The following is a 21,457-nucleotide window of genomic DNA, read 5'->3' as shown; positions in this document are numbered from 1 at the left end:
GGAGGAACCGACATGGACCCGATCCTGGCTGCGCTCCCCGCCTCGCTGTTGAAACTCGTTGAAGGCAGTTTGTCCAACGACGAAGTTTCCTCCGACGAGGAAATGCTGGGGTACTTCATCGACAACGGCCTCACCGAGGAGCAGGCACGGCAGGCACTGACCTACCGCGACCAGTACCTCAACAACATCTACCTGGACGGCTTCACGCCGATCACCGCGGTGGACGAGGCGCTTCACTTCAATCCGCACACCCGGCAGTTCGAGCCGGACTGAGCGACTTTCTCCCACCCCCTGGGGCAGTACTTGCCCCAGGGGGGCGGTGCTGTTCCCGTTCATCCGAGGACACCACCATGCCCGCAAACACTTCTTCCACGCTGTACCGCATCGACGAATGCCCGGACGTGATGGCCGACGCCTGCGTCGGCGATGACCAGGGCAACCTGATCTTCCTGTCCATCTGGGCACGCGACACCGCCGTCCAGCAGTTCCTCGCTCGCCTGACCCTCGGGCGCGACGAGCAAGGACTGGACCAGTTCCACGTCATCACCAACCAGGGCGGCAGCGTCCCGGTGTTCATCGGCAACGTCGATCGACTGGAAAAGCGCATCACGCGCGCCTACCGGCGAACGCTGTTCGGATCGCTCTCCAACGTGTGGCTGTTCGACCGGCGCTGCGTCAAGCCCGACAAGGCCAACGCCAGCGCGCTGGCATTGCTGCCACGCGATAGCGCCCACCGGCTTGACCGCCTGTGGATGCTGGTGCGGGACACCTGCCCGTTGCCGCTGCTCGACCACTGGCGCGAGACCGTGCTGGAACTGCTGCAAACCCGCGAGATGCTGGCCCGCCTTCCGTTCGCCCTCGGGCCACTGGAAGGCCATCGGCTCGCCATCGACGTGCCGGCGCTGACCCTGGCGCTGGGTTCCCTGATCCGCAGTGACGTGCTCACCGCCTATCCCTATCCGGCCAAGATCTGGACGCCGGAAGCGGTAGCGGCTTGACCCACCCTCGGAGGCACGCCTTGGCGTGCTTCCGCCATTCCTTCCCGCCAACCAGGAGACTTCCATGGCCCTCATGTTCCCGCGGCTCGCCCGCAATTTCGCCAAGAACGGTTACTACCCGACCGACGAACCCACGCTCGAAAGAGCCCTCAACGCACTGATGCCCAGCGACGGGCCGATGTGCATCCTCGATCCCTGCGCCGGCGAAGGCGTGGCGATCGCCGAAGCCGCCCATGCCCTCGGGCGCGAGCAGGCCAAGGCGTTCGCCGTCGAGTTCGACGCGGAGCGGGCACGCCATGCCCGCGGCCTGGTCGATCACTGCCTGCACGCGGACCTGATGGACACGATGGTCTCCAAGCAGTCGTTCGGGCTGCTCTGGCTCAACCCGCCGTATGGCGACCTGTCCAAGGACGTCAACGGCAACATCGGCTACCAAGGTCAGGGACGTGCCCGCCTCGAAAAGCTGTTCTATCAGCGCAGTCTGTCGTTGCTGCAATACGGCGGCGTTCTGGTCTTCATCGTCCCCGGCTACGTGCTCGACGCGGAACTGGTCGGCTGGCTGACACGCCACTACACGGACCTGCGCATCTACCGAGCGGTGGAGACGCAGTTCAAGCAGGTGGTGATCTTCGGACGCCGGGTGCGCCAGCGCGAGCTGGCGTCGGATTCGGGCAAGGCCGTGCGCAATCTGCTGCTGCAGATTGGGCTTGGCGAAGTCGAACCCGAGGAACTGCCGAGCGATTGGCCGTTCCTGCCGTACATCGTCCCCGCCAGTCCGGCCGAGCCGGAGTATTTCTTCCGCGTGACGATGGAGCCCGAGCAGTTCGCCGATGAAGTCGGCAGGCTGCAAGGCCTCTGGCCGTCGCTGGACACGCACCTGGGGGCCGCGCAGCAGTCGCTGCGTCCACCGGCGCGGGCCTTGTCCCACTGGCATCTCGCCCTGGCTCTGGCCGCGGGCGCGATCTCGGGGGTTGTGCGCTCCAAGACCGGGCGCGTGCTCGTCGTCAAAGGTGACACCCACAAGGACAAGACGCTCCAGCGGGAATTCACCGAACGGGAAGACGGCTCCATCGCCGAGACCCGCATCCTCACCGACAAGTTCGTGCCCGTCATCCGCGCATGGGACATGACGCCTGGCTCCCCGACACGGGGCGAGGTGCTGACCATCCGCTGATCCACCGGACGCCCGACGTCCCGCTGCACTTCATCGAAGGAGAAACACCATGTTCCCCAATCCGTTCAAGCGGCCCGCGCCGCACAAGCAACCCTTGTTCGCACCGGCCTCGTTGCAGTTGAGCGAGAAGGTGCATTGGCTGGCCCGCCGAGGTCTCATCGACCCCTTGTCCTATGTGCAGCGCCACGTGCGCGGCGACTGGGGCGAGATCGACGAGGCCACCCGCCAGGCCAACGATGTCGCACTCGATCAGGACAACCTGATGATCTCCCAGTACCGGATCACGCCGGAACTGGTGTTGATCGTGAAGACCAGCGAAGACCACCAGACCACGGTGGTCCAGCTTCCCGAAGAGCGCGACCTGATCTGAAGGCACCGCCTCGTCATCCCATCCACCTGACGGAGCCACTTCACTCCGCCAGGGGTGTCGTGGCTCAATAACCTTTCAAGGAGGAGCCCATGGCATCACATCGCATCGAAACCTACTGCCAGAGGCTGGCGTTCCCCATCGGGGCGCTTATCTTCAGCAGAGCCGTTGACCACCTGGTCCGCGCAGGTCGGCTCGACCCGATCCCGTACTTCAGGCGCCACACCCGTGGCGACTGGGGAGACGTCAACGTCCAGCAATGGCAGGCCAACAGCACCGCGCTTCAATCAGGTGCTTCGCTGGAGTCGCACTACGTGATCCACCCAGGGCTGGCCATTCGCATCGTTACCGACGCGCAGCGCAGCGCCACCGTCATCGTGTTGCCGTCCGAGGACTGAGCACGGTTCACCCGCAGGCCACCCAGGCCCGCACCTTCAACCTTCGGCCACGCGCCGATTCTCTTCCCACTCCGGGGCATGCCATTGCCCCGTTGGGGGTGGTGCATGCCCCATTTTCTTTGGAGCATCACCATGTCCCTCGATCTCGAAACCACTACCGCTGAAGCCACGCCCGTGCAGGGCGAACTGCTCGACGCGGAATCCAACCCTCTGACCCTGAGCCTTCAGGATTTCGTCGGCGAGTTCGGCGACGAACTGCTCGACGCCCTCAACAGCGCCAATCCGCCGGTCTATACCGGCCAACCGCAGGCGCACCGGCAAGTCATCGTCGCCAGCCTCAAGCGCAAGCTGTTCCCGGCCCAGGCCGAAGTCGTCCACGCTGCTGCCGAACTGCTGATCGACCGTGGCGAACGCGCCGCGATCGTCAACGGCGAGATGGGCTGCGGCAAGACGACCGTCGGCATCGCCACGGCCGCCGTCCTCAACGCCGAAGGCTACCGCCGCACCCTGGTGCTTTCGCCACCGCACCTTGTTTACAAGTGGCGGCGCGAGATCCAGGAGACGGTAGCGGGCGCCAAAGTGTGGGTGCTCAACGGGCCGGATACGCTCGTCAAGCTCATCAAGCTGCGTGAGCAGTTGGGTGTGCAGCCCACGGGTCAGGAGTTCTTCGTCCTGGGCCGCGTGAGGATGCGGATGGGCTTCCACTGGAAGCCCGTCTTCACCACGCGGCGCACCCGCCACGGCGACGTGGCAGCGTGCCCGGACTGCGGCACGGTCATCACCGACCTCGACGGCGAGCCGGTCAACCCGGTCGCGCTCGAAGCCGAGGAGTACCGCAGGAAGTGTGGCCATTGCGCTGCGCCCCTGTGGACGCTGATCCGCCCGAGAAGCCTGTCCGGCAGCGACCAATCCTCGGCCGTCCTCAAAGCCTTGAAGCGCATCCCGACCATCGGGGAAATCACCGCGCAGAAGCTCATGAAGCGCTTCGGTGATGGTTTCCTTGCCTCGATGTTGGGGGACAACGTGCATGAGTTCATCAACCTCATGGACGGCAACGGCGAGCTGGTGTTTTCCGACCGTCAGGCCACGCGCATGGAACGTGCGATGGCCAGCATGGAGTTTGGCTTCGGTGAGGGCGGCTACCAACCGTCCGAGTTTATCAAGAGATACCTTCCGCAAGGCACGTTCGACCTGCTCGTCGCCGACGAGGCCCATGAGTACAAGAACGGTGGCAGTGCCCAAGGCCAGGCCATGGGCGTGCTGGCGGCGAAGGCTCGCAAGACCTTGCTGCTGACCGGCACGCTGATGGGCGGCTATGGTGATGATCTCTTTCACCTGCTGTTCCGAGCCCTTCCGGGGCGGATGATCGAAGACGGCTACCGCCCGACCACGAGCGGCAGCATGACCTCGGCCGCGATGGCGTTCATGCGCGATCACGGGGTCTTGAAGGACATCTATTCCGAGAGCACCGGCACGGCGCACAAGACGGCCAAGGGCACCAAGGTATCGGTGCGCACGGTCAAGGCCCCGGGCTTCGGCCCCAAGGGCGTACTTCGTTGCATCCTGCCGTTCACGATCTTCCTCAAGCTCAAGGACATCGGCGGCAACGTCCTGCCGCCGTATGACGAGGAGTTCCGCGAAGTCGCGATGGACACGGCGCAAGCCGCGGCCTACCGCGATCTGGCGGGTCGGCTGACCGCGGAGCTGAAACAGGCTCTGGCGCGACGCGATACGACCTTGCTGGGTGTGGTCCTCAACGTGCTGCTGGCCTGGCCGGATTGCTGCTTCCGGTCGGAGACCGTGGTGCATCCGCGCACGCGCAACACCCTGGCGTTCGTCCCGGCTCAGTTCAACGAGTTCGAGATCAGCCCCAAGGAGCGTGAGCTGATCGACATCTGCAAAGAGGAGAAGGCGCAGGGGCGCAAGGTCCTCGCCTACACGGTCTATACCGGCACGCGCGACACCACGTCGCGCCTGAAGGTGCTGCTGGAGCAGGAAGGTTTTCGGGTGGCAGTGCTGCGCGCAAGCGTGGATGCCAGTCGTCGCGAGGACTGGATCGCCGAGCAACTGGACCGTGGCATCGACGTGCTCATCACCAATCCCGAATTGGTCAAGACGGGATTGGACCTGTTGGACTTCCCGACGATTGTGTTCATGCAGTCTGGCTACAACGTCTATAGCCTTCAACAGGCGGCACGCCGCTCCTGGCGCATCGGGCAGAAACAGCACGTGCGCGTGATCTACCTCGGCTACGCTGCCACTTCGCAGATGACCTGCCTGGAGCTGATGGCCAAGAAGATCATGGTTTCGCAGTCCACCTCGGGCGACGTGCCCGAATCGGGGCTCGATGTCCTGAACCAGGACGGCGATTCCGTCGAGGTCGCACTGGCCCGGCAGCTTGTCGCCGCATGACACGTTCCACTTACGGCCCTTCGGGGCCGTTTTTTTTCCGCTCCCGGTAAATCGGGCGCTGCGTGGTTCGCATTGTTTGCTGCCGTTCGTGGCCAGAGCGGCGATGGTGAGGGCTCGATGTTTCAGGACGCCGAGCTATGTGCCCCTCTCCACCCTGGTTTCACCATCCCGAACGCCGCCTGCTGGCGGGATTTCTCGGCCTGCTGTGGTCGGTGCTGGCCGGTGGCTGCGCGACGACGACTGCGCCGGTCGCGCTCGACACCATCGAGGAAGTCTCGGCCGCGCCCGAACCCGAAGCGCCCGAGTACATCCCGGTCGTGCGCTACGCCCGCTACACACTGGTCGAACTGGCACCCATGGCAGCGCAGCGCGACCTGCTGTTGCAGACCATCGACGTGTCCATGCCCGAGGATGCACGCGCCACGGTCGGGGATGGGCTGCGGCACGTACTCAAACGCAGCGGCTACGGCCTGTGCCAGACCGCGCATGCCGTGATCGAACTGTACGCGCTGCCGCTGCCGGCGGCGCACCTGCATCTCGGTCCCATGACCTTGCGCGATGCACTGCTCACCCTGGCTGGGCCGGCCTGGGAACTGCACGCGGATGACCGCGCCCGACAGATTTGCTTCGACCGGCCCGGCGACCGCGTGGCCGTCGAACCCACGCCCGAGCCGAGCGCCGCCGATGCAGTGCAGACCTTCCCGCTGATGCCTTCCATTCCAGGAGGCCAGCCATGAATGCTCCGCAACCTTCGCGGCGCCCGACCGCCGCCGTGGTGGTGCAAAGCCTGCTCTGGCTCTGGCTGATCGGCCTCAGCGTCATCGTGGCGCTCGGCTACCTGGCGATGCGCGACCAAACCGACCAGGACCGGCTGGATTCACGCCTGCAACGCCTGGAAGCGCAGGCGACTGGCCTGGCCGAGACGATCGAGGCTATCCAGCAGCGTCCTGCCGTCGCAACGGCCGCTGACCTCAAAGATACCCGCCAAATCCTGGAAGCGCGCGCCGCCCAGGTGGAGAAGTCGCTGAACGGCTATGCCGCCGCCGACGATCTTCAGGCACTGCGCGCGGAGATCGAGCAGATCAAGACACGCCAGACCGCCGCGCGTGCCGCAGCGCCCGTCCAAGCACGCGCACCAAGCAAGCCCGCCGCCTCCAAGGCCGAACCGCCGCCACTGCCGTTCCGCGTCGTCGGCGCCGAACTGCGCGCCGGCCAGCGCAGCGTGTCGGTCGCGCCGACAGCCGGGGACCTCACACCCGACCAGCTTCAGGTGCTGCTGCCCGGTGATGCGGTCGGCCCATGGCGTTTGCAGGCGGTCGAGGGCAACACCGCGGTGTTCCAGGCCGGCGACCAGACGCGCCGCGTGGCGATCCCCTGACCGGAGCACACCCCATGAAGCCGTCGATCCTCCTTTCCGTACTCGTGCTGGCGTCGGTGCAGTGGCCCGCCTGGGCGCAGCAACCCGCCACGGCACCCGCGCGCAATGCACAGAGCCAGGAGCGCCCGCTGGCCGCCCGCGTGCTGGACGACCGGACGGCCAGCGAATGGGGTCTGCAACGGCAGGAATGGGAACGCTACCGCGAGCTGATGGACGGGCCGCTGGGTATCTACTCGCCCAACCTGGACCCGCTTTCCGCCCTGGGCATCGAGGCACGCACCGACGAAGAGCGGCGGCGCTACGCAGAACTGCAGGTGCAGGTCGAAGCGCGCCGCGTCGAGAAGCTGCTCGCCTACCAGCGCGCCTACGACGAAGCCTGGCAGCGTCTGAATCCGGGCATGCAGCGCGTGAACCTGCCTGATGACAAGCCGGGCGCTGTCGCCACGCGCGGCAGCGGCCGCATGGCGGTGTTCGTCAAGGACGGCTGCGCCGCCTGCGGGCAGCTCGTGCAGCGCCTGCAATCCTCGGGCGCGGAGTTCGACCTGTACATGGTGGGCAGCCGCCAGGACGACGCGCGCATTCGGGACTGGGCCAAGCGCGCGCAGATCGACCCGGCGCGCGTGCGGGCCGGCAGCATCACGCTCAACCACGACAGTGGCCGTTGGTTGGCGCTCGGCCTGTCCGGTGACTTGCCCGCCGCCGTGCGCGAGGTGAACGGCCAATGGCAGCGCCAGCCGTAGCCGCCCGCGTATCGCAGTTCTTGCGCGCACTGGTGCTCGCCGCTGGCCTGTACACCTGCACGGGCCATGCCCAGGAGGTTCCGCCACCGGCCTACCAGCTTGCCGCCCAGCGCGCAGGCATCCCCTCGACGGTGCTCTACGCCGTGGCCTTGCAGGAGAGCGGCCTCCGGCGCAACGGGCGCATCGTCCCATGGCCGTGGTCCCTCAACGTCGCCGGCCAGTCCCGCCGCTTCGCCACGCGGGCCGATGCCTGCGCCGGCCTGCAGCAGGCGATGCGCGCCACGCCGCACACGCGCATCGACGCGGGCCTGGGCCAGATCAACCTCGGCTACCACAAGCACCGCTTCACCAGCGCGTGCGACCTGCTGGACCCGTACCGCAACCTCGCCATCGCCGCCGAGATCCTGAAGGAGCAGCACACCTCCGGCGAGGACTGGCTGCTGGCGATCGGCCGCTACCACCGTCCTGCGGGTGGCGAGCCCGCCGCCCGCTATCGGCGCAGCGTGTCCCGCCACCTTGCCCGCGTGCAGGGCGCACGCCCAACCGCCGCGGTCCTCGCCGCGCGCCAGGAGACCTCCCCATGACGAAACCCCATCCGGCCCATCTCGCATTCACGGTCCTGCTCGTGCTGCTGGCAGGCCTGCCGCTGGCCTCGCGTGCCGGCGAGCCGCTGATCGTGGTCGAGGACCATGGCGGCACGTCGGCGCTGCCGTACTACGAGGCCCTGAACCTCCAGCCGCGCGCCAACGCGCCGGCCCGGCCACCCATCCCGACGCCCCGGGTTCCCGCCACGCCAGCGGACGAAGCCGCGATGCTGCCGGTGCGCAGCACCAAGCTCACGCCCGGCACCGTCGCGCGGCGCGTGATCGAAGCGCCCGGCCTGCGGCCGTTCGCGGTCATCGGCGACGACGAGGCTTCCCGGGCCTGGTTGCAGCGGCGCGGCGCGGCTTTGCGCGAACGCGGCGCGGTCGGCCTGGTGGTCAACGTCGAGACCGTGCAGGGCCTGGCACGGCTGCGTACCCTGGCGCCGGGCGTGCCCCTCGCGCCCGTGGCCGGAGACGACCTGGCCGATCGCCTGGGCCTGCGGCACTACCCGGCGCTGATCACGGCCACCGGCATCGAGCAATGAAGCCATGTCGGGGAAACAGCCGGTCGAGGTTCTGCTACGTCCAGCGGTGGAGCTATACACCGTCGCGGCGTGTGCAGGCGCCGCGTTTCTGTGCCTGGTGGCCCCATGGTCGCTCGCGCTGAGCCCAGCGATGGGCGTCGGCAGCGCGCTGGCGTTCGGCGCCTACGGCGCAATCCGCTATCGCGATGCCCGCGTCATCCTGCGCTACCGGCGCAACATCCGCCGCCTGCCGCGGTACGTGATGACGAGCAAGGACGTGCCGGTCAGCCAGCAGCGGCTGTTCGTGGGGCGCGGGTTCCTCTGGGAGCAGAAGCACACCCATAGGCTGATGCAGACGTACCGGCCGGAGTTTCGCCGGTACGTGGAGCCGACGCCGGCCTACCGGCTGGCGAGGCGCCTGGAGGAACGGCTGGAGTTCGCGCCGTTCCCGCTGTCCCGGCTGCCCGCGCTCACGGGCTGGGACGTGCCCATGAATCCGGTGCGCCCGCTGCCGCCGGTCGGCGGCCTGCCGCGGCTGCATGGCATCGAACCCGACGAGGTGGATGTCAGCCTGCCGCTGGGCGAGCGCGTCGGGCATTCGCTGGTGCTGGGCACCACGCGCGTGGGCAAGACGCGGCTCGCCGAGTTGTTCGTCACCCAGGACATCCGCCGCAAGAACGCCGCGGGCGAGCACGAGGTCGTGATCGTCATCGACCCCAAGGGGGATGCCGATCTCTTGAAGCGGATGTACGTCGAGGCCCAACGCGCGGGCCGCGAAGGCGAGTTCTACATCTTCCACCTGGGCTGGCCGGAAATCAGCGCCCGCTACAACGCCGTGGGCCGCTTCGGCCGGATCTCGGAAGTGGCGACGCGCATCGCGGGGCAGCTCTCCGGCGAAGGCAACAGTGCCGCTTTCAGGGAGTTCGCGTGGCGGTTCGTCAACATCATCGCGCGCGCCTTGGTGGAACTGGGGCAGCGCCCGGACTACATGCTGATCCAGCGCCACGTCATCAACATCGACGCGCTGTTCATCGAGTACGCCCAGCACTATTTCGCCAAGACGGAGCCCAAGGCCTGGGAGGTGATCGTCCAGATCGAGGCCAAGCTCAACGAGAAGAACATCCCCAGGAACATGATCGGGCGCGAGAAGCGCGTCGTGGCGCTGGAGCAGTACCTCTCCCAGGCGCGCAACTACGACCCGGTGCTCGACGGCTTGCGCAGTGCCGTCCGCTACGACAAGACCTATTTCGACAAGATCGTCGCATCGCTGCTGCCGCTGCTGGAGAAGCTCACGAGCGGCAAGATCGCCCAGCTTCTGGCACCGAACTACTCCGACCTGGCCGACCCACGTCCGATCTTCGATTGGATGCAGGTCATCCGAAAGCGCGCCATCGTCTATGTGGGCCTGGATGCGCTCTCCGACGCCGAGGTCGCCGCCGCAGTCGGCAACTCGATGTTCAGCGATCTCGTGTCGGTCGCCGGCCACATCTACAAGCACGGGATCGACGACGGCCTGCCGGGTGCATCGGCCGGCGCGCGCGTGCCGATCAATGTCCATGCGGACGAATTCAATGAACTCATGGGTGACGAATTCGTGCCGCTGATCAACAAGGGCGGTGGTGCCGGGCTACAGGTTACCGCGTACACGCAGACCCTCTCGGACATCGAGGCCCGCATCGGCAACCGGGCCAAGGCCGGCCAGGTGATCGGAAATTTCAACAACCTGTTCATGCTCAGGGTCAGGGAGACCGCCACGGCCGAACTGCTGACCCGGCAGTTGCCGAAGGTCGAGGTCTATACGACCACCATCGTCTCGGGCGCCACCGACAGCTCGGACATCCGTGGGGCGACGGATTTCACGTCGAACACGCAGGACCGGATCAGCAGCACCAGCGTACCGATGATCGAGCCGTCGCATGTCGTCGGCCTGCCCAAAGGCCAATGCTTCGCGCTGCTGCAGGGCGGCCAGCTTTGGAAGGTGCGCATGCCGCTGCCGGCGCCGGACCCGGACGAAGTGATGCCGGCGGACTTGCAGCAACTCGCGGGGTACATGCGCCGGAGCTACAGCGAGGCCACGCAGTGGTGGGAGTTCACCAGTTCCCCGGCCTTGCAGGATGCGTCCTTGCCCGACGATCTGCTGGATGACGCCGCTCCGGCCGAGCCTGGCGCGGTGGTCACCGGCGCCGAGGACAGCGCAGGCAACGAGGCATCGCCATGAAGGATGCCGCCTCAACCGCGCAACGGGAGCAGAACCAGCGCCAGGGCCTGATCGTCGGCACCATCACCTTGCCGTTCCGGCTGCTCGGGGTGCTGATCGGCTCGCTGCTGTTCTCGATCGTGGTGGAGTGCGTCGGCATGCACTTGTTCTGGAAGGATCAAGGCTGGCGGCATTCCCAGCAGATGCTGCAGTACGAGCTGGGGCACCTGTCGAACCACTTCACGCGCAGCGTGGTCGTGCAGGAGCCAGGGCGTACAGCACACCAACTGGTGGATACCGGCTACGAATGGGTGTTCGTGCGCTCAGGCTTGCTGGAGCGCACGAGCCAGACCGCAGAGCGCGCCCGTGCGCCCAGCCAGGGCAAGAGCCAGGACGGCGTGCGCAACTTCCGCTACTACATCAGCCAGGTCTATGTCTGGGCCGAGAGCTACCTGATCGCCGCAGCCTTCACGACGCTCACGTTCCTGGTGCGCCTGCTGGTCCTGGTGCTCACGCTACCGCTGATCCTTACCGCGGCCTTCGTCGGCTTGATCGACGGGCTGGTGCGGCGCGACGTGCGCCGGTTCGGCGCGGGCCGCGAATCGGGCTTCATCTACCACCGTGCGAAAGCCTCGTTGATGCCGCTAGCCGTGCTGCCGTGGGTCACCTACCTCGCGCTGCCGATTTCGGTGCATCCGCTGGTGATTCTGCTGCCCAGCGCGGCCTTGCTGGGACTCGCGGTGAGCCTGACCGCGGGCAGCTTCAAAAAGTACCTCTAAGCCATCAATCCGGTCATCCGCAGGTTCCTATTGTTTGCGGCCTAAAACAGCCCTGATCTCCACGATCAACCCATTGCTGATCACACAGGAATGGCGCGATGGTGGCTTCGATCTGGCTGCGCGCCGCGCATCGCGGCGTGCCCAATTTTCTCGTGACGGCCCTCGTGCTGGGGCAGTCCCCGATGGCGTTGGCCGAGTCCCCGGCGCAGCGCCAGGAACTGATCGCCGCGCTGCGCCAGCTCGACGCGCTGGAGCGCACCGTCGCGGACAGCGCCGCGCATACCCCCATCACGCCGGGCGAGCGCTACCACTTCGACTACCCGAGGCTGTTGGCTGACCTGGCGCGCGTGCGCGCTGGCATCCGAGCCCATCTCACACCGTCGCGCGCCCAGCCGCGCGACCCCTCCGAACTGGCCGGCGACTACCGCACCGAGCGGGCGTCCGAGCCGCTGCCGGCGACGACTGCGGAGGGCAAGCCATGAACGGCGCACAGGTCTCGGCATTTCAAGCCAACAGCGGCATCGCGCCTTCCGCGATGGCGACCGTCCTGGTCGGCGTCGTGTTCGCGGTCCTGCTCGTGTGGGGCGTCTGGGCCATCCGAACGGCCTACGTGGGGTGGTCCGAGAGCCGCCTCAACCAGCGCCAGTTCCTCGGTGTCTGCATCCGCTTCGTCGCGATGTACCTCGTCCTGACCTTCTTCCTCCTCTCCTGACCTGAAAGGCCTGACCATGCCAAACCGCATCCTCACTTCCCGTCTCGCCCAGCGGGCCGCCGTGGCCCTGGGCGCCACCGCGCTGCCGGCGCTGTCGTTCGCGCAAGGTCTGCCGCAGTTGGAGAACCCGACGCGCGGCACCGGCAACGGCATCATGGAGACGATCCGCAACTACGGCTACGACATCATCATGCTTGTGGCCCTGCTGGTGGTGGCGTCGATGTTTATCGGCGTCTGCTACCACGCCTACGGCACCTACGCGGAGATCCACACCGGCCGCAAGACGTGGGGCCAGTTCGGCCTCACGGTCGCCATCGGCGCCGTGCTGCTCGTGATCGGCATCTGGCTGCTCACCGAAGCCACCGGCATCCTGTAAGTGAGGTCGGTATGTCCGAGCAGCAGCACGTCCGTGCGGACGGGACCGTGACGTTCCTTCCGCATCGGCTCAACCGCCACCCCGTTGTCGTGCGCGGCCTCACCGCCGACGAGCTGTGGATCTGCTGCGGCTTGTCCGGCGCCGCCGGCCTGCTGGTCGGCGCGCCGTTGTCCTGGATGTTCCGCACGATCGCGCTGGCGCCGACGTTCGTTGTGCTGGGCGTGGCGCTGGGCGTGTTCATCGGCGGCGGCATCCTGCGGCGCCTGAAGCGCGGGCGCCCCGACACCTGGCTGTACCGGCAACTGCAATGGCGCATCGCCACGCGCCATCCGCTGATGGCGGGCTGGGTGGGCGGCCATGTGCTGATCTCGCGCTCCGGCTTCTGGACCACCCGCAGGTCTGCTTCAAGGGGTGCGCGATGAGCCGCTTCAAGAACGAGATCGCTCACCTGCAGGCGCACATCAAGACGCTTCGCCTGGGTGCCGGCGCGCTGGTCATCGTCGCCCTCGTGATGGGCGGCGGCTGGTGGAGCGCGCCACGCGATCTGACCATCCATGTCCCGCCCGACCTGCGCTCCGGCAGCACCCGGAAATGGTGGGAGGTGCCGCCCGAATCGGTCTATGCGTTCACGTTCTACGTGTTCCAGACCCTCAACCGTTGGCCCACGAATGGCGAGGAGGACTATGCCCGCAACCTCCACACGCTCTCGCCGTACCTCACGCCGTCCTGCCAGGCCTTCCTGCGCGCGGACTACGACTACCGCCGCAGCACGGGCGAGCTGCGCCAGCGCGTGCGCGGCATCTACGAAATCCCCGGCCGCGGCTACGGCGACGACCCTACGGCGCGCGTGCGCACGGTCTCCGATCGCGACTGGGTGGTGACGCTGGACATCACGGCGGACGAGTACTACGGCGCGGAGCAGGTAAAGCGCGCCCTGGTGCGCTACCCGGTGAAAGTCACCAAGGTGGACATCGACCCCGCACGCAACCCCTTCGGCCTGGCGCTCGACTGCTACGACGGCACGCCCCAGCGCATCAGCACCCCGGAACCGACGCGCCCGGCATCCGGCGGTCTGTCTCCGCACGCGCCTCAAGGAGGAAATACCCCATGAAGCACCCTGTACTCATGCTGCTGGGGCTGCTGGCCGTGGCTGCGTTCCCCGCCGCTCAGGCGGTGGAGATCCTGCGCTGGGAACGCATGCCGTTGGCGGTGCCGCTGAAGGTCGGCCAGGAGCGGATCGTGTTCATCGACCGCAACGTCCGCGTCGGAGTGCCTGCGGGCGTGGGCGAACGCCTGCGCGTACAGAGCGCAGGCGGCGCGGTGTACCTGCGCGCCAGCGAGCCAATCGAGCCCACGCGGCTGCAATTGCAGGACGCCGACACCGGCGCGCTGATCCTGCTGGACATTGCGGCCGAGGCGCCCAAGGACGGCGAAGCCGAACTGGAGCCGGTGCGCATCGTCGAGGACAGCAGCACTCCGGCTCGCTATGGCGATCAGTCCAACGGTGCCGAGGCCCCGGCGCGCGCCCAGGACCAGTCGGGTGCGCGGCCGGCGCGGCGCGAAACCCCCATCCCCGTGGTGCTGACCCGCTTCGCCGCGCAGAGCCTTTACGCGCCGCTGCGCACCGTGGAGCCACTGCCGGGCGTCATGCGCATCAACCTGCGCCGCGACATGGACCTCGGCACGCTGATGCCGACATTGCCCGTGCGCGCACTCGCGCTCGCGTCGTGGCGTCTGGAAGACCAATGGGTGACGGCCGTGCGCCTGACCAATACCAGCGCCGGCTGGGTCACGCTTGATCCGCGTGTGCTGCAGGGCGATTTCCTGACGGCGACCTTCCAGCATGAGGCGCTCGGGCCGCACGGCGTGCCCGAGGACACGACCGTCCTGTACCTGGTGACGCGCGGGCACGGCTTGGCGCAGTCGCTGCTGCCGGCCATTCACCGCTTCGACCCAGCCGTGCATCTGCCGCAGCCAGAAGCCGAAGCCACCGAACGCAAGGAGGCCGATCATGCGCAGTAACGGACTCCTGAAGTGGCTGATGATCCCCGTCGCCATCCTGGTGCTGTTCGTCGGCATCCGCCTGTTCTCGGGTGGAAGCACGTCGGCGCCGCCCGCTAGCGATGCCGGCGCCCAGCTCACGCCAGAAGAAATGAAGGCGTTGGGCATCGAAGGCGATACCCCGCGCGACACCGTGGCCACGCTCGTCGCCCAAGTGAAGCAGTTGCGCACCGAGCTTCAGACGGCGCTCTCGGACAACAAGTCCCAGCGCGAAGAGAACCAGCGCCTGCGTCAGCGCGAGAACTCGATCGACCAGCGCATCAACTCTGCGCTGGAGTCCGAGCGCTCCAACCTGCGGCGCGACCAGGAGCAGGCGGCCAGCACGCGCCAGCAGACCGAAGGGCTACTCGCCGACCTACAGCGGCGCCTGGACAGCATTGGTGGGCGCGGTGGCAGCCATGCCGATCTGCCCGTGGGCCTGGGGCTGCAGGGGGGCGACGAGGCCGGGATGGAAGGCGGCATGCGCTGGGTTGAACCGGATGACGCGAAGCCTGCCGAGGGACGCAACAGGGGGCGCGGCACGGCTGGCGGCATGAGCTTCCCGACGAGCTTCGGCCCCGAGCAGAGCACGTTGCAAACCACGGCGGAAACCGTGGCGAACGCCGGGGCACGCGCCGCGGGCGTCAAGACCGCAAAGCCCGTCTATACCGTCCCCACGAACTCCACGCTCATGGGCTCGGTGGCGATGACAGCGCTGATCGGGCGTGTGCCGATCGACGGCACCGTCAACGACCCGTACCCCTTCAAGGTGCTGGTGGGGCCGGACAACCTCACGGCGAACGGCATCGACATTCCCGATGTGGCCGGCGCCGTGTTCAGCGGCACCGCCTCGGGCGACTGGACGCTTTCTTGCGTGCGCGGCCAGGTGCGCAGCATCACGTTCGTCTTCAACGACGGCACGATTCGCACGATCCCCGAAGACCGCGAAGGAAACCAGCAGAACAACCAGCAGCGCGATGGCTTGGGCTGGATCAGCGATCCCCACGGCATTCCTTGCGTCAGCGGCGAGCGGCGCAGCAACGCCCAGCAGTACCTCGGCTCGCAGGCCCTGATCACCGCGGCCGGTGCCGGCGTGGCCTCGCTCATCGAGAGCGACAGCGGCCGCATGTCCTATGTCGGCTCGGACGGCTCCATCGGCACCGTGGGCATCAGCGGCCAGGAGGCGGTCGGCCAGATTCTGGCGGGCGGCGTGCGGGACATGTCGGCCTGGGTCAACAAGCTCTACGGCCAAGCGTTCGCCGCCGTCTATGTCCAGCCCGGCGCGAAGGTCGCCGTCCACCTCGAAAAGCCGCTCGCCATCGACTTCGATCCCGAAGGCCGCAAGGTCGATCACCGCACAGGAGAAAGCCATGCTCTCGAACTTGAATAGCTTGGCCCGTGGCCTGGCGCTGGTCCTCGCCGTCGCGGCGCTCGCCGGCTGCGCCACCAGCAAGGAAAAGCTGCTGACCCACGGTGACCGCACGATGATGGACATCTGGCAGCAGGAGGCCGGGGACGGCGGTGGCGCAGCCGGACGGAACGCCGGCGGCCAACTGCTCGATGCGCGCCAGAGCCTGCGTCGGCCGCTGACCGACGCCGATATGCAGGCCGCACCTGCCGAGCAGATGCGCTACACGCGCACCGCGCGCAACGAGGTCCATCGCCAGTTCCAGCGCCTGCCCAATCCCGATCTCGTGATGTACGTGTACCCGCACCTGGCCGGCACCGATCCCGTGCCGGTGCCCGGCTACACGACCGTCTTCCCGCTGTACCAGCGCATTCAGTACGCGATGCCGGGTGAGCGCGTGGAGGACTACTGATGCGCTGGAAACTTCCCTGGCCTAAGCCGGCCGCGCTGAAGCTGGCCGCATCCGGCGCTGGTGATGACGAGCAGCCGGACGGCTGGCAGCGCCACATTGAGGCCTTGCGCCAAGCCGGCATCCCCGAACCCGGCTCGGCAGTCCGGGGCCGCAAACCGGCGACGGAGGCCGACGAGCAGGCGCTGTACGAGGTCGCACCGTCCTTCGTGGAACTGCTGCCCTGGGTCGAGTTCTTGCCCGAGTCAAGGTCCATGTTGCTGGAGGACGGCCAATCGGTGGCGGCCTTCTTCGAGCTGGTGCCGCTGGGGACCGAGGGCCGGGAACCGGGCTGGCTTGCCCACGCCCGCGACGCCTTGGAGAACGCGCTGCAGGACAGCTTCGATGAGCTGGACGAGAACCCCTGGGTGCTCCAGCTCTATGCCCAGGACGAGCCGAGTTTCGACCAGTACATGCAGACCCTGCGTGACTACGTGCAGCCACGTGCCCGCGGGACAGCGTTCACCGAGTTCTACCTGCGCTTCTTCGGCCACCATCTGCGTGCGGTGGCCAAGCCCGGCGGCCTGTTCGAGGACACGGTGGTCACGCGGCTGCGCTGGCGCGGGCAGACGCGGCGCGTGCGCATGGTGGTCTATCGACGTGCCACCGGGCAGGCAAGCCGCCGCGGCCAGACGCCCGAGCAGATGCTGAACATCGTCTGCGACCGCCTGTGTGGCGGGCTGGCGAACGCCGGCATCCAGGCACGGCGCATGGTCGCAGCCGACGTCCACGACTGGCTGCTGCGGTGGCTCAATCCGCGCCCCGCGATGCTCGGGCCCAGTACAGAGGACCGGGAGCGCTTCTACGCACTGGCGCGCTACCCGGACGAGACTGAGGCCGGCGAGATCGAACTGGCGAGCGGGCGGGATTTCAGCCAGCGGCTGTTCTTCGGCCAGCCACGCTCCGACGTGGAGCACGGCACCTGGTACTTCGACGGCATGCCGCACCGTGTGCTGATCACCGACCGGCTGCGCATGCCGCCCGGCACGGGACATCTAACCGGCGAGACCCGCAAGGGCGATGCGATCAACACGCTGTTCGACCAGATGCCGGAAGACACCTTGCTTTGTCTCACGATGGTTGCCACGCCCCAGGATGTCCTGGAATCGGATCTGAACCACCTGGCGAAGAAGGCCGTGGGCGAGACGCTGGCGTCGGAGCAGACGCTCAAGGACGTGCATGAAGCCCGCTCGCTGATCGGCAGCGCGCACAAGCTCTACCGGGGCACGCTGGCGTTCTACCTGCGCGGGCGCGACGAGGCGGAACTGGATCGGCGCGGCCTGGACCTGGCGAACGTGATGCTCAACGCTGGTTTGCAGCCGGTGCGAGAGGATGATGAGGTGGCGCCGCTCAACAGCTACCTGCGCTGGCTGCCGTGCTGCTACAACCCCGGCAAGGATCGGCGCCGGTGGTACACGCAACTGATGTTCGCCCAGCACGCGGCAAACCTGTCGCCGGTGTGGGGCCGTGCCCAGGGTACGGGGCATCCAGGCATCACGATGTTCAACCGCGGCGGCGGGCCGATCACCTTCGATCCGCTCAATCGCCTGGACCGGCAGATGAACGCCCACCTGTTCCTGTTCGGCCCGACGGGTTCCGGCAAATCGGCCACGCTCAACAATCTGCTGAACCAGGTCACGGCCATTTATCGGCCGCGCCTCTTCATCGTGGAAGCCGGCAATAGCTTCGGCTTGTTCAGCGACTTCGCCAGGCGCCTGGGCCTGACCGTGAATCGGGTCAAGCTGGCCCCCGGATCGGGCATCAGCCTAGCGCCGTTCGCCGACGCGCGCCGGCTGATCGAAACGCCCAGCGATGTGCAAACGCTCGATGCCGATGCGCTGGACGAAGACCTGCCACCCGATGCCTCAGCCATGGAGGCGGACGAACAGCGCGACGTGCTGGGCGAACTGGAGATCACGGCGCGGCTGATGATCACTGGCGGCGAGGACAAGGAGGAAGCCAGGATGACGCGCGCCGACCGCTCGCTGATCCGCCAGTGCATCCTCGACGCCGCCGAGCACTGCGTGGCCGAGAAGCGCACGGTGCTCACGCGCGACGTGCGCAATGCGCTGCGCACCCGCGGCCAGGACCCGACGTTGCCCGAGATGCGGCGCGTGCGGCTGCTGGAGATGGCGGACGCGATGGACATGTTCTGCCAAGGCACGGACGGCGAGATGTTCGACCGCGACGGCACGCCGTGGCCCGAGGCCGACATCACGCTGGTGGATCTCGCGACCTATGCCCGTGAGGGCTACAACGCGCAGCTCTCGATCGCGTACATCAGCCTCATCAGCACGGTGAACAACATCGCGGAGCGTGACCAGTATCTCGGCCGCCCGATCATCAACGTGACCGACGAAGGCCACATCATCACGAAGAACCCGCTGCTCGCGCCGTATGTCGTGAAAATTACAAAAATGTGGCGCAAGTTGGGCGCCTGGTTCTGGCTGGCGACGCAAAACATCGACGATCTGCCGCGCGCCGCAGAGCCCATGCTCAACATGATCGAGTGGTGGATCTGCCTGTCGATGCCGCCGGACGAGGTGGAGAAGATCGCACGATTCCGCGAACTCTCGCCGGCGCAGAAGGCGCTGATGCTTTCGGCACGCAAGGAAGCGGGCAAGTTCACCGAGGGCGTCATCCTCTCCAAGAGCATGGAGGTGCTCTTCCGCGCCGTGCCGCCGAGCCTGTATCTCGCGCTCGCGCAGACCGAACCCGAAGAGAAGGCCGAGCGCTACCAGCTCATGCAGCAGCACGGCGTCAGCGAGTTGGATGCCGCCTTCAAGGTGGCCGAGAAGATCGACCGGGCACGCGGCATCGAGTCGCCGGCCCTGGCCCTGCCCTGAATCTGCCGTGCACCGGAGAACGCCATGGAACAGAAACGCTCATCCATTCCGATGCAGGTCCAGGCGTTCCGCCGTCGGCGCTGGCGGGCCCGCTGGCCATGGGCGTTAGGCGCAGTGCTGGTTGCGCTGCTGCTGATCTGGCTCGTGTCCCGTTCGCCAGGCGAGTCCACGCCCCAAACCTCGGCGCCTGTCAGCGAGACGCAGGTGGCCGGGCCTCCTTGGCAGATGGGCAACCCGGCAGGTCGTTTCACGCTGACGCTCTACGCGGACCTCGAATGCCCGTTCTGCCGGTCCTATTTCCCTGTCCTCAAGCGTTGGGTAGCCGGCAATGCGGACGTGGCCTTGCAATGGCACCACCTGCCGTTGGCCGCGCATGAGCCGGCCGCGTCCGCCGAAGCGCGCTTGGTGGAATGCGCGGGCGAAGCCGGCGGCCATCCCGCCTTCTGGCAGGCTGTCGAGTGGGTCTATGTCCACACACACAGCGACGGCCAGGGCTTGCCCGAAGACCTGCGCCACCCCGCCCTGACGCCAGCCATCGAACAGTGCATTGCGAGCGAGCGGCCCGACGCGGCGATTCGTACCCAAACTGCGGAAGCCACGAACAGCGGCGTGACCGCCACGCCGTCGCTGCGGCTGCACGATCGCGAAACCGGCAAGGCGATCCTGCTGCAGGGCCCGATCGAGGGCGATGCCTTGCTGTCGGCCATGGACATGCTCGCGGCCGGCGATCCCGCCGCCACACCCACATCGGAAATGCCTGCCGACGTCGTCGGCGACATGCCCAGGTAGCCCCGGTCTTCAAGGCTACGGCGCAGTCCGCTGCGCTGACCACAACCCCGTTCGCCTCGCATCCTGGCCGCGAACGATCACCGCTGCCGCGGTGATGGATGCACCTTGTTCGTTCCCCAGGAGGGCTTGCCCTCCCAGGGCGAGTGCCCTCCGATCTCACCGTCTGGAGGTTCGCCATGTCTTTCGCCGTCAATGACTCCTGCCTGGAGTCGCTTTCCGCCATCGCTGCCCAACACGAGGACTGGATCATCCAGCAAGCCATCGTGCTGCTGGAGAGACGGGTCTTCAAAGCTGGACCGTGCCTCAGCCAACCGGCCGCTGTACGGGACTACCTGCGTCTGAAACTGGTCGCTGAGCCCAATGAGATATTCGCCGCTGTGTTCCTGGACAGCCTGCACCAGGTGCTGGCCTACGAGCCGCTGTTCAGGGGCACGATCAACGCGACTTCGGTCTATCCGCGTGTCGTCGTGCAGCGTGTGCTGGAGTTGAATGCCGCCGCGGTGGTCTTCGCCCACCAGCATCCTTCGGGCGTCTCCGAGCCGTCCAGCGCGGATCGCATGCTGACCCAGCAACTGCAAGCCGCGCTGGCGCTCATCGATGTGCGGGTACTGGACCACATCATCGTCGGCCAGGGTGCCCCGTTCTCCTTTGCGGAATCCGGCCTGCTGTAGCAATGGCACCGGCTCCTTGATCCACGCGGAGGCTTCGGCCTCCGCTTTTCATTGGCGCAAGACAAGCAGGTATGCGGGCAGTCCGCGATGCGCATTGTTTGTTGGGGCCGCATGGCGTTCGGCGTTTGACTATGGCCCTTGACAACTCTTGGGGGCGCTCGACATGCCAGCATCTTCATCCAGGTTCGCATCGGGCTGGCGAACCCTTGGCCTGGCCGTTGCGCTGCCGGCTTCCCTGGCCGTGTTCAGCCCGGCCAGCTTCGCCGCCGATGTGGTGATCATCACCGACAGCCGTCACCCGGTCAGGACCATGGGTGGCGAGCAGCTGATCGAGCTGGATGAAGCGCCCCGGATCGAAGCGGAGCTTTCTGCGGCGCTGCCCGCCGATCCCGGACAGGCAACAGCCATCGTGAAGCGCCGGCTGAGCCAGGGGGGCGCTGACCTCCAGCGTCGCATCGCCACCGCATACCAGGGCGTTGCCGACGCATGGAGCCTGGGCATCACCACCATTCCGGCTGTCGTGGTGGATCAGCGCTACGTGGTCTATGGCGAGCCTGACGTGGCCCGCGCCATCGCGCGCATCGAACAGCACCGGAGGGCCGAACCGTGATCCGCT

At 67.1% G+C, this 21,457-nt stretch carries 25 protein-coding genes; all 25 read left to right on the top strand.

Translation table 11 applies throughout. The features are described from left to right. Positions 1-12 precede the first annotated feature (12 nt). The gene (locus IAE60_RS06560) at positions 13-273 is read left to right on the top strand and encodes a hypothetical protein (protein ID WP_018715755.1); all 261 of its coding nucleotides are present in this window, start codon (positions 13-15) and stop codon (positions 271-273) included. Positions 274-350: 77 nt separating this feature from the next. After that, on the top strand, positions 351-998 hold the full coding sequence (locus tag IAE60_RS06555) for a hypothetical protein (protein ID WP_054667822.1): 648 nt from the start codon (positions 351-353) through the stop codon (positions 996-998). Positions 999-1,062: 64 nt separating this feature from the next. After that, positions 1,063-2,172: a DUF6094 domain-containing protein gene (locus IAE60_RS06550; protein ID WP_013520770.1), complete on the top strand. Its 1,110-nt coding sequence runs from the start codon at positions 1,063-1,065 to the stop codon at positions 2,170-2,172. A gap of 49 nt (positions 2,173-2,221) precedes the next feature. Continuing rightward, on the top strand, positions 2,222-2,542 hold the full coding sequence (locus IAE60_RS06545) for a hypothetical protein (RefSeq protein ID WP_003050315.1): 321 nt from the start codon (positions 2,222-2,224) through the stop codon (positions 2,540-2,542). Positions 2,543-2,631: 89 nt separating this feature from the next. After that, positions 2,632-2,937 (top strand): hypothetical protein, encoded by a 306-nt coding sequence (locus tag IAE60_RS06540; RefSeq protein WP_013520771.1) that lies wholly within the window; start codon positions 2,632-2,634, stop codon positions 2,935-2,937. Positions 2,938-3,069: 132 nt separating this feature from the next. Beyond that, positions 3,070-5,349 (top strand): helicase-related protein, encoded by a 2,280-nt coding sequence (locus tag IAE60_RS06535; RefSeq protein ID WP_013520772.1) that lies wholly within the window; start codon positions 3,070-3,072, stop codon positions 5,347-5,349. Positions 5,350-5,486: 137 nt separating this feature from the next. Next, positions 5,487-6,086 carry a PFGI-1 class ICE element type IV pilus protein PilL2 gene (gene pilL2, locus IAE60_RS06530; RefSeq protein ID WP_013520773.1) on the top strand — a complete coding sequence of 200 codons (600 nt, stop codon included), beginning with the start codon at positions 5,487-5,489 and terminating at the stop codon, positions 6,084-6,086. Beyond that, the gene (locus IAE60_RS06525) at positions 6,083-6,727 is read left to right on the top strand and encodes a hypothetical protein (protein WP_013520774.1); all 645 of its coding nucleotides are present in this window, start codon (positions 6,083-6,085) and stop codon (positions 6,725-6,727) included. Before pilL2 ends, IAE60_RS06525 begins: the two co-directional genes overlap by 4 nt. Positions 6,728-6,741: 14 nt before the next feature. Continuing rightward, positions 6,742-7,467: a TIGR03759 family integrating conjugative element protein gene (locus IAE60_RS06520; protein ID WP_013520775.1), complete on the top strand. Its 726-nt coding sequence runs from the start codon at positions 6,742-6,744 to the stop codon at positions 7,465-7,467. Next, positions 7,449-8,051, top strand: a complete 603-nt coding sequence (locus IAE60_RS06515) for a transglycosylase SLT domain-containing protein (RefSeq protein ID WP_013520776.1) — start codon at positions 7,449-7,451, stop codon at positions 8,049-8,051. Before IAE60_RS06520 ends, IAE60_RS06515 begins: the two co-directional genes overlap by 19 nt. Then, the gene (locus tag IAE60_RS06510) at positions 8,048-8,596 is read left to right on the top strand and encodes an integrating conjugative element protein (protein WP_013520777.1); all 549 of its coding nucleotides are present in this window, start codon (positions 8,048-8,050) and stop codon (positions 8,594-8,596) included. Before IAE60_RS06515 ends, IAE60_RS06510 begins: the two co-directional genes overlap by 4 nt. A gap of 4 nt (positions 8,597-8,600) precedes the next feature. Next, entirely contained in the window at positions 8,601-10,793 is a 2,193-nt protein-coding gene (gene traD / locus IAE60_RS06505) for a type IV conjugative transfer system coupling protein TraD (protein WP_013520778.1), read from the top strand. Further along, entirely contained in the window at positions 10,790-11,551 is a 762-nt protein-coding gene (locus IAE60_RS06500; protein WP_013520779.1) for a TIGR03747 family integrating conjugative element membrane protein, read from the top strand. The genes traD and IAE60_RS06500 overlap by 4 nt, the downstream gene beginning before the upstream one ends. A 98-nt stretch (positions 11,552-11,649) precedes the next feature. Beyond that, on the top strand, positions 11,650-12,033 hold the full coding sequence (locus IAE60_RS06495) for an integrative conjugative element protein, RAQPRD family (RefSeq protein WP_013520780.1): 384 nt from the start codon (positions 11,650-11,652) through the stop codon (positions 12,031-12,033). Next, positions 12,030-12,263, top strand: a complete 234-nt coding sequence (locus IAE60_RS06490) for a TIGR03758 family integrating conjugative element protein (protein WP_013520781.1) — start codon at positions 12,030-12,032, stop codon at positions 12,261-12,263. Before IAE60_RS06495 ends, IAE60_RS06490 begins: the two co-directional genes overlap by 4 nt. Before the next feature lie 16 nt (positions 12,264-12,279). Beyond that, positions 12,280-12,639, top strand: coding sequence for a TIGR03745 family integrating conjugative element membrane protein (locus tag IAE60_RS06485; protein ID WP_013520782.1), 360 nt, complete (start codon positions 12,280-12,282; stop codon positions 12,637-12,639). An 11-nt stretch (positions 12,640-12,650) separates the two neighbouring features. After that, positions 12,651-13,061: a TIGR03750 family conjugal transfer protein gene (locus IAE60_RS06480; protein ID WP_013520783.1), complete on the top strand. Its 411-nt coding sequence runs from the start codon at positions 12,651-12,653 to the stop codon at positions 13,059-13,061. After that, positions 13,058-13,750, top strand: a complete 693-nt coding sequence (locus IAE60_RS06475; protein ID WP_013520784.1) for a PFL_4703 family integrating conjugative element protein — start codon at positions 13,058-13,060, stop codon at positions 13,748-13,750. The genes IAE60_RS06480 and IAE60_RS06475 overlap by 4 nt, the downstream gene beginning before the upstream one ends. Then, complete coding sequence (locus IAE60_RS06470) at positions 13,747-14,661, top strand: TIGR03749 family integrating conjugative element protein (protein WP_013520785.1); 915 nt, start codon at positions 13,747-13,749, stop codon at positions 14,659-14,661. Before IAE60_RS06475 ends, IAE60_RS06470 begins: the two co-directional genes overlap by 4 nt. Further along, positions 14,651-16,069, top strand: a complete 1,419-nt coding sequence (locus tag IAE60_RS06465; protein ID WP_013520786.1) for a TIGR03752 family integrating conjugative element protein — start codon at positions 14,651-14,653, stop codon at positions 16,067-16,069. Before IAE60_RS06470 ends, IAE60_RS06465 begins: the two co-directional genes overlap by 11 nt. Then, positions 16,050-16,499 carry a TIGR03751 family conjugal transfer lipoprotein gene (locus tag IAE60_RS06460; RefSeq protein WP_003050109.1) on the top strand — a complete coding sequence of 150 codons (450 nt, stop codon included), beginning with the start codon at positions 16,050-16,052 and terminating at the stop codon, positions 16,497-16,499. The genes IAE60_RS06465 and IAE60_RS06460 overlap by 20 nt, the downstream gene beginning before the upstream one ends. Then, positions 16,499-19,381, top strand: coding sequence for a conjugative transfer ATPase (locus IAE60_RS06455; RefSeq protein ID WP_003050106.1), 2,883 nt, complete (start codon positions 16,499-16,501; stop codon positions 19,379-19,381). Before IAE60_RS06460 ends, IAE60_RS06455 begins: the two co-directional genes overlap by 1 nt. A 24-nt stretch (positions 19,382-19,405) precedes the next feature. After that, positions 19,406-20,170 carry a DsbA family protein gene (locus tag IAE60_RS06450; RefSeq protein ID WP_003050104.1) on the top strand — a complete coding sequence of 255 codons (765 nt, stop codon included), beginning with the start codon at positions 19,406-19,408 and terminating at the stop codon, positions 20,168-20,170. 176 nt (positions 20,171-20,346) lie between these two features. Continuing rightward, positions 20,347-20,841: a JAB domain-containing protein gene (locus IAE60_RS06445; protein ID WP_003050103.1), complete on the top strand. Its 495-nt coding sequence runs from the start codon at positions 20,347-20,349 to the stop codon at positions 20,839-20,841. 163 nt (positions 20,842-21,004) lie between these two features. Next, positions 21,005-21,451, top strand: coding sequence for a TIGR03757 family integrating conjugative element protein (locus IAE60_RS06440; protein WP_013520787.1), 447 nt, complete (start codon positions 21,005-21,007; stop codon positions 21,449-21,451). The last annotated feature ends 6 nt before the right edge of the window (positions 21,452-21,457 follow it).

It is taken from the genome of Pseudoxanthomonas mexicana (assembly GCF_014397415.1).
Classification (GTDB): Bacteria; Pseudomonadota; Gammaproteobacteria; order Xanthomonadales; family Xanthomonadaceae; genus Pseudoxanthomonas_A; species Pseudoxanthomonas_A mexicana.
The sequence above is the reverse complement of the archived record's forward strand: the minus strand, read 5'-3'. Positions and strand labels throughout refer to the sequence as shown.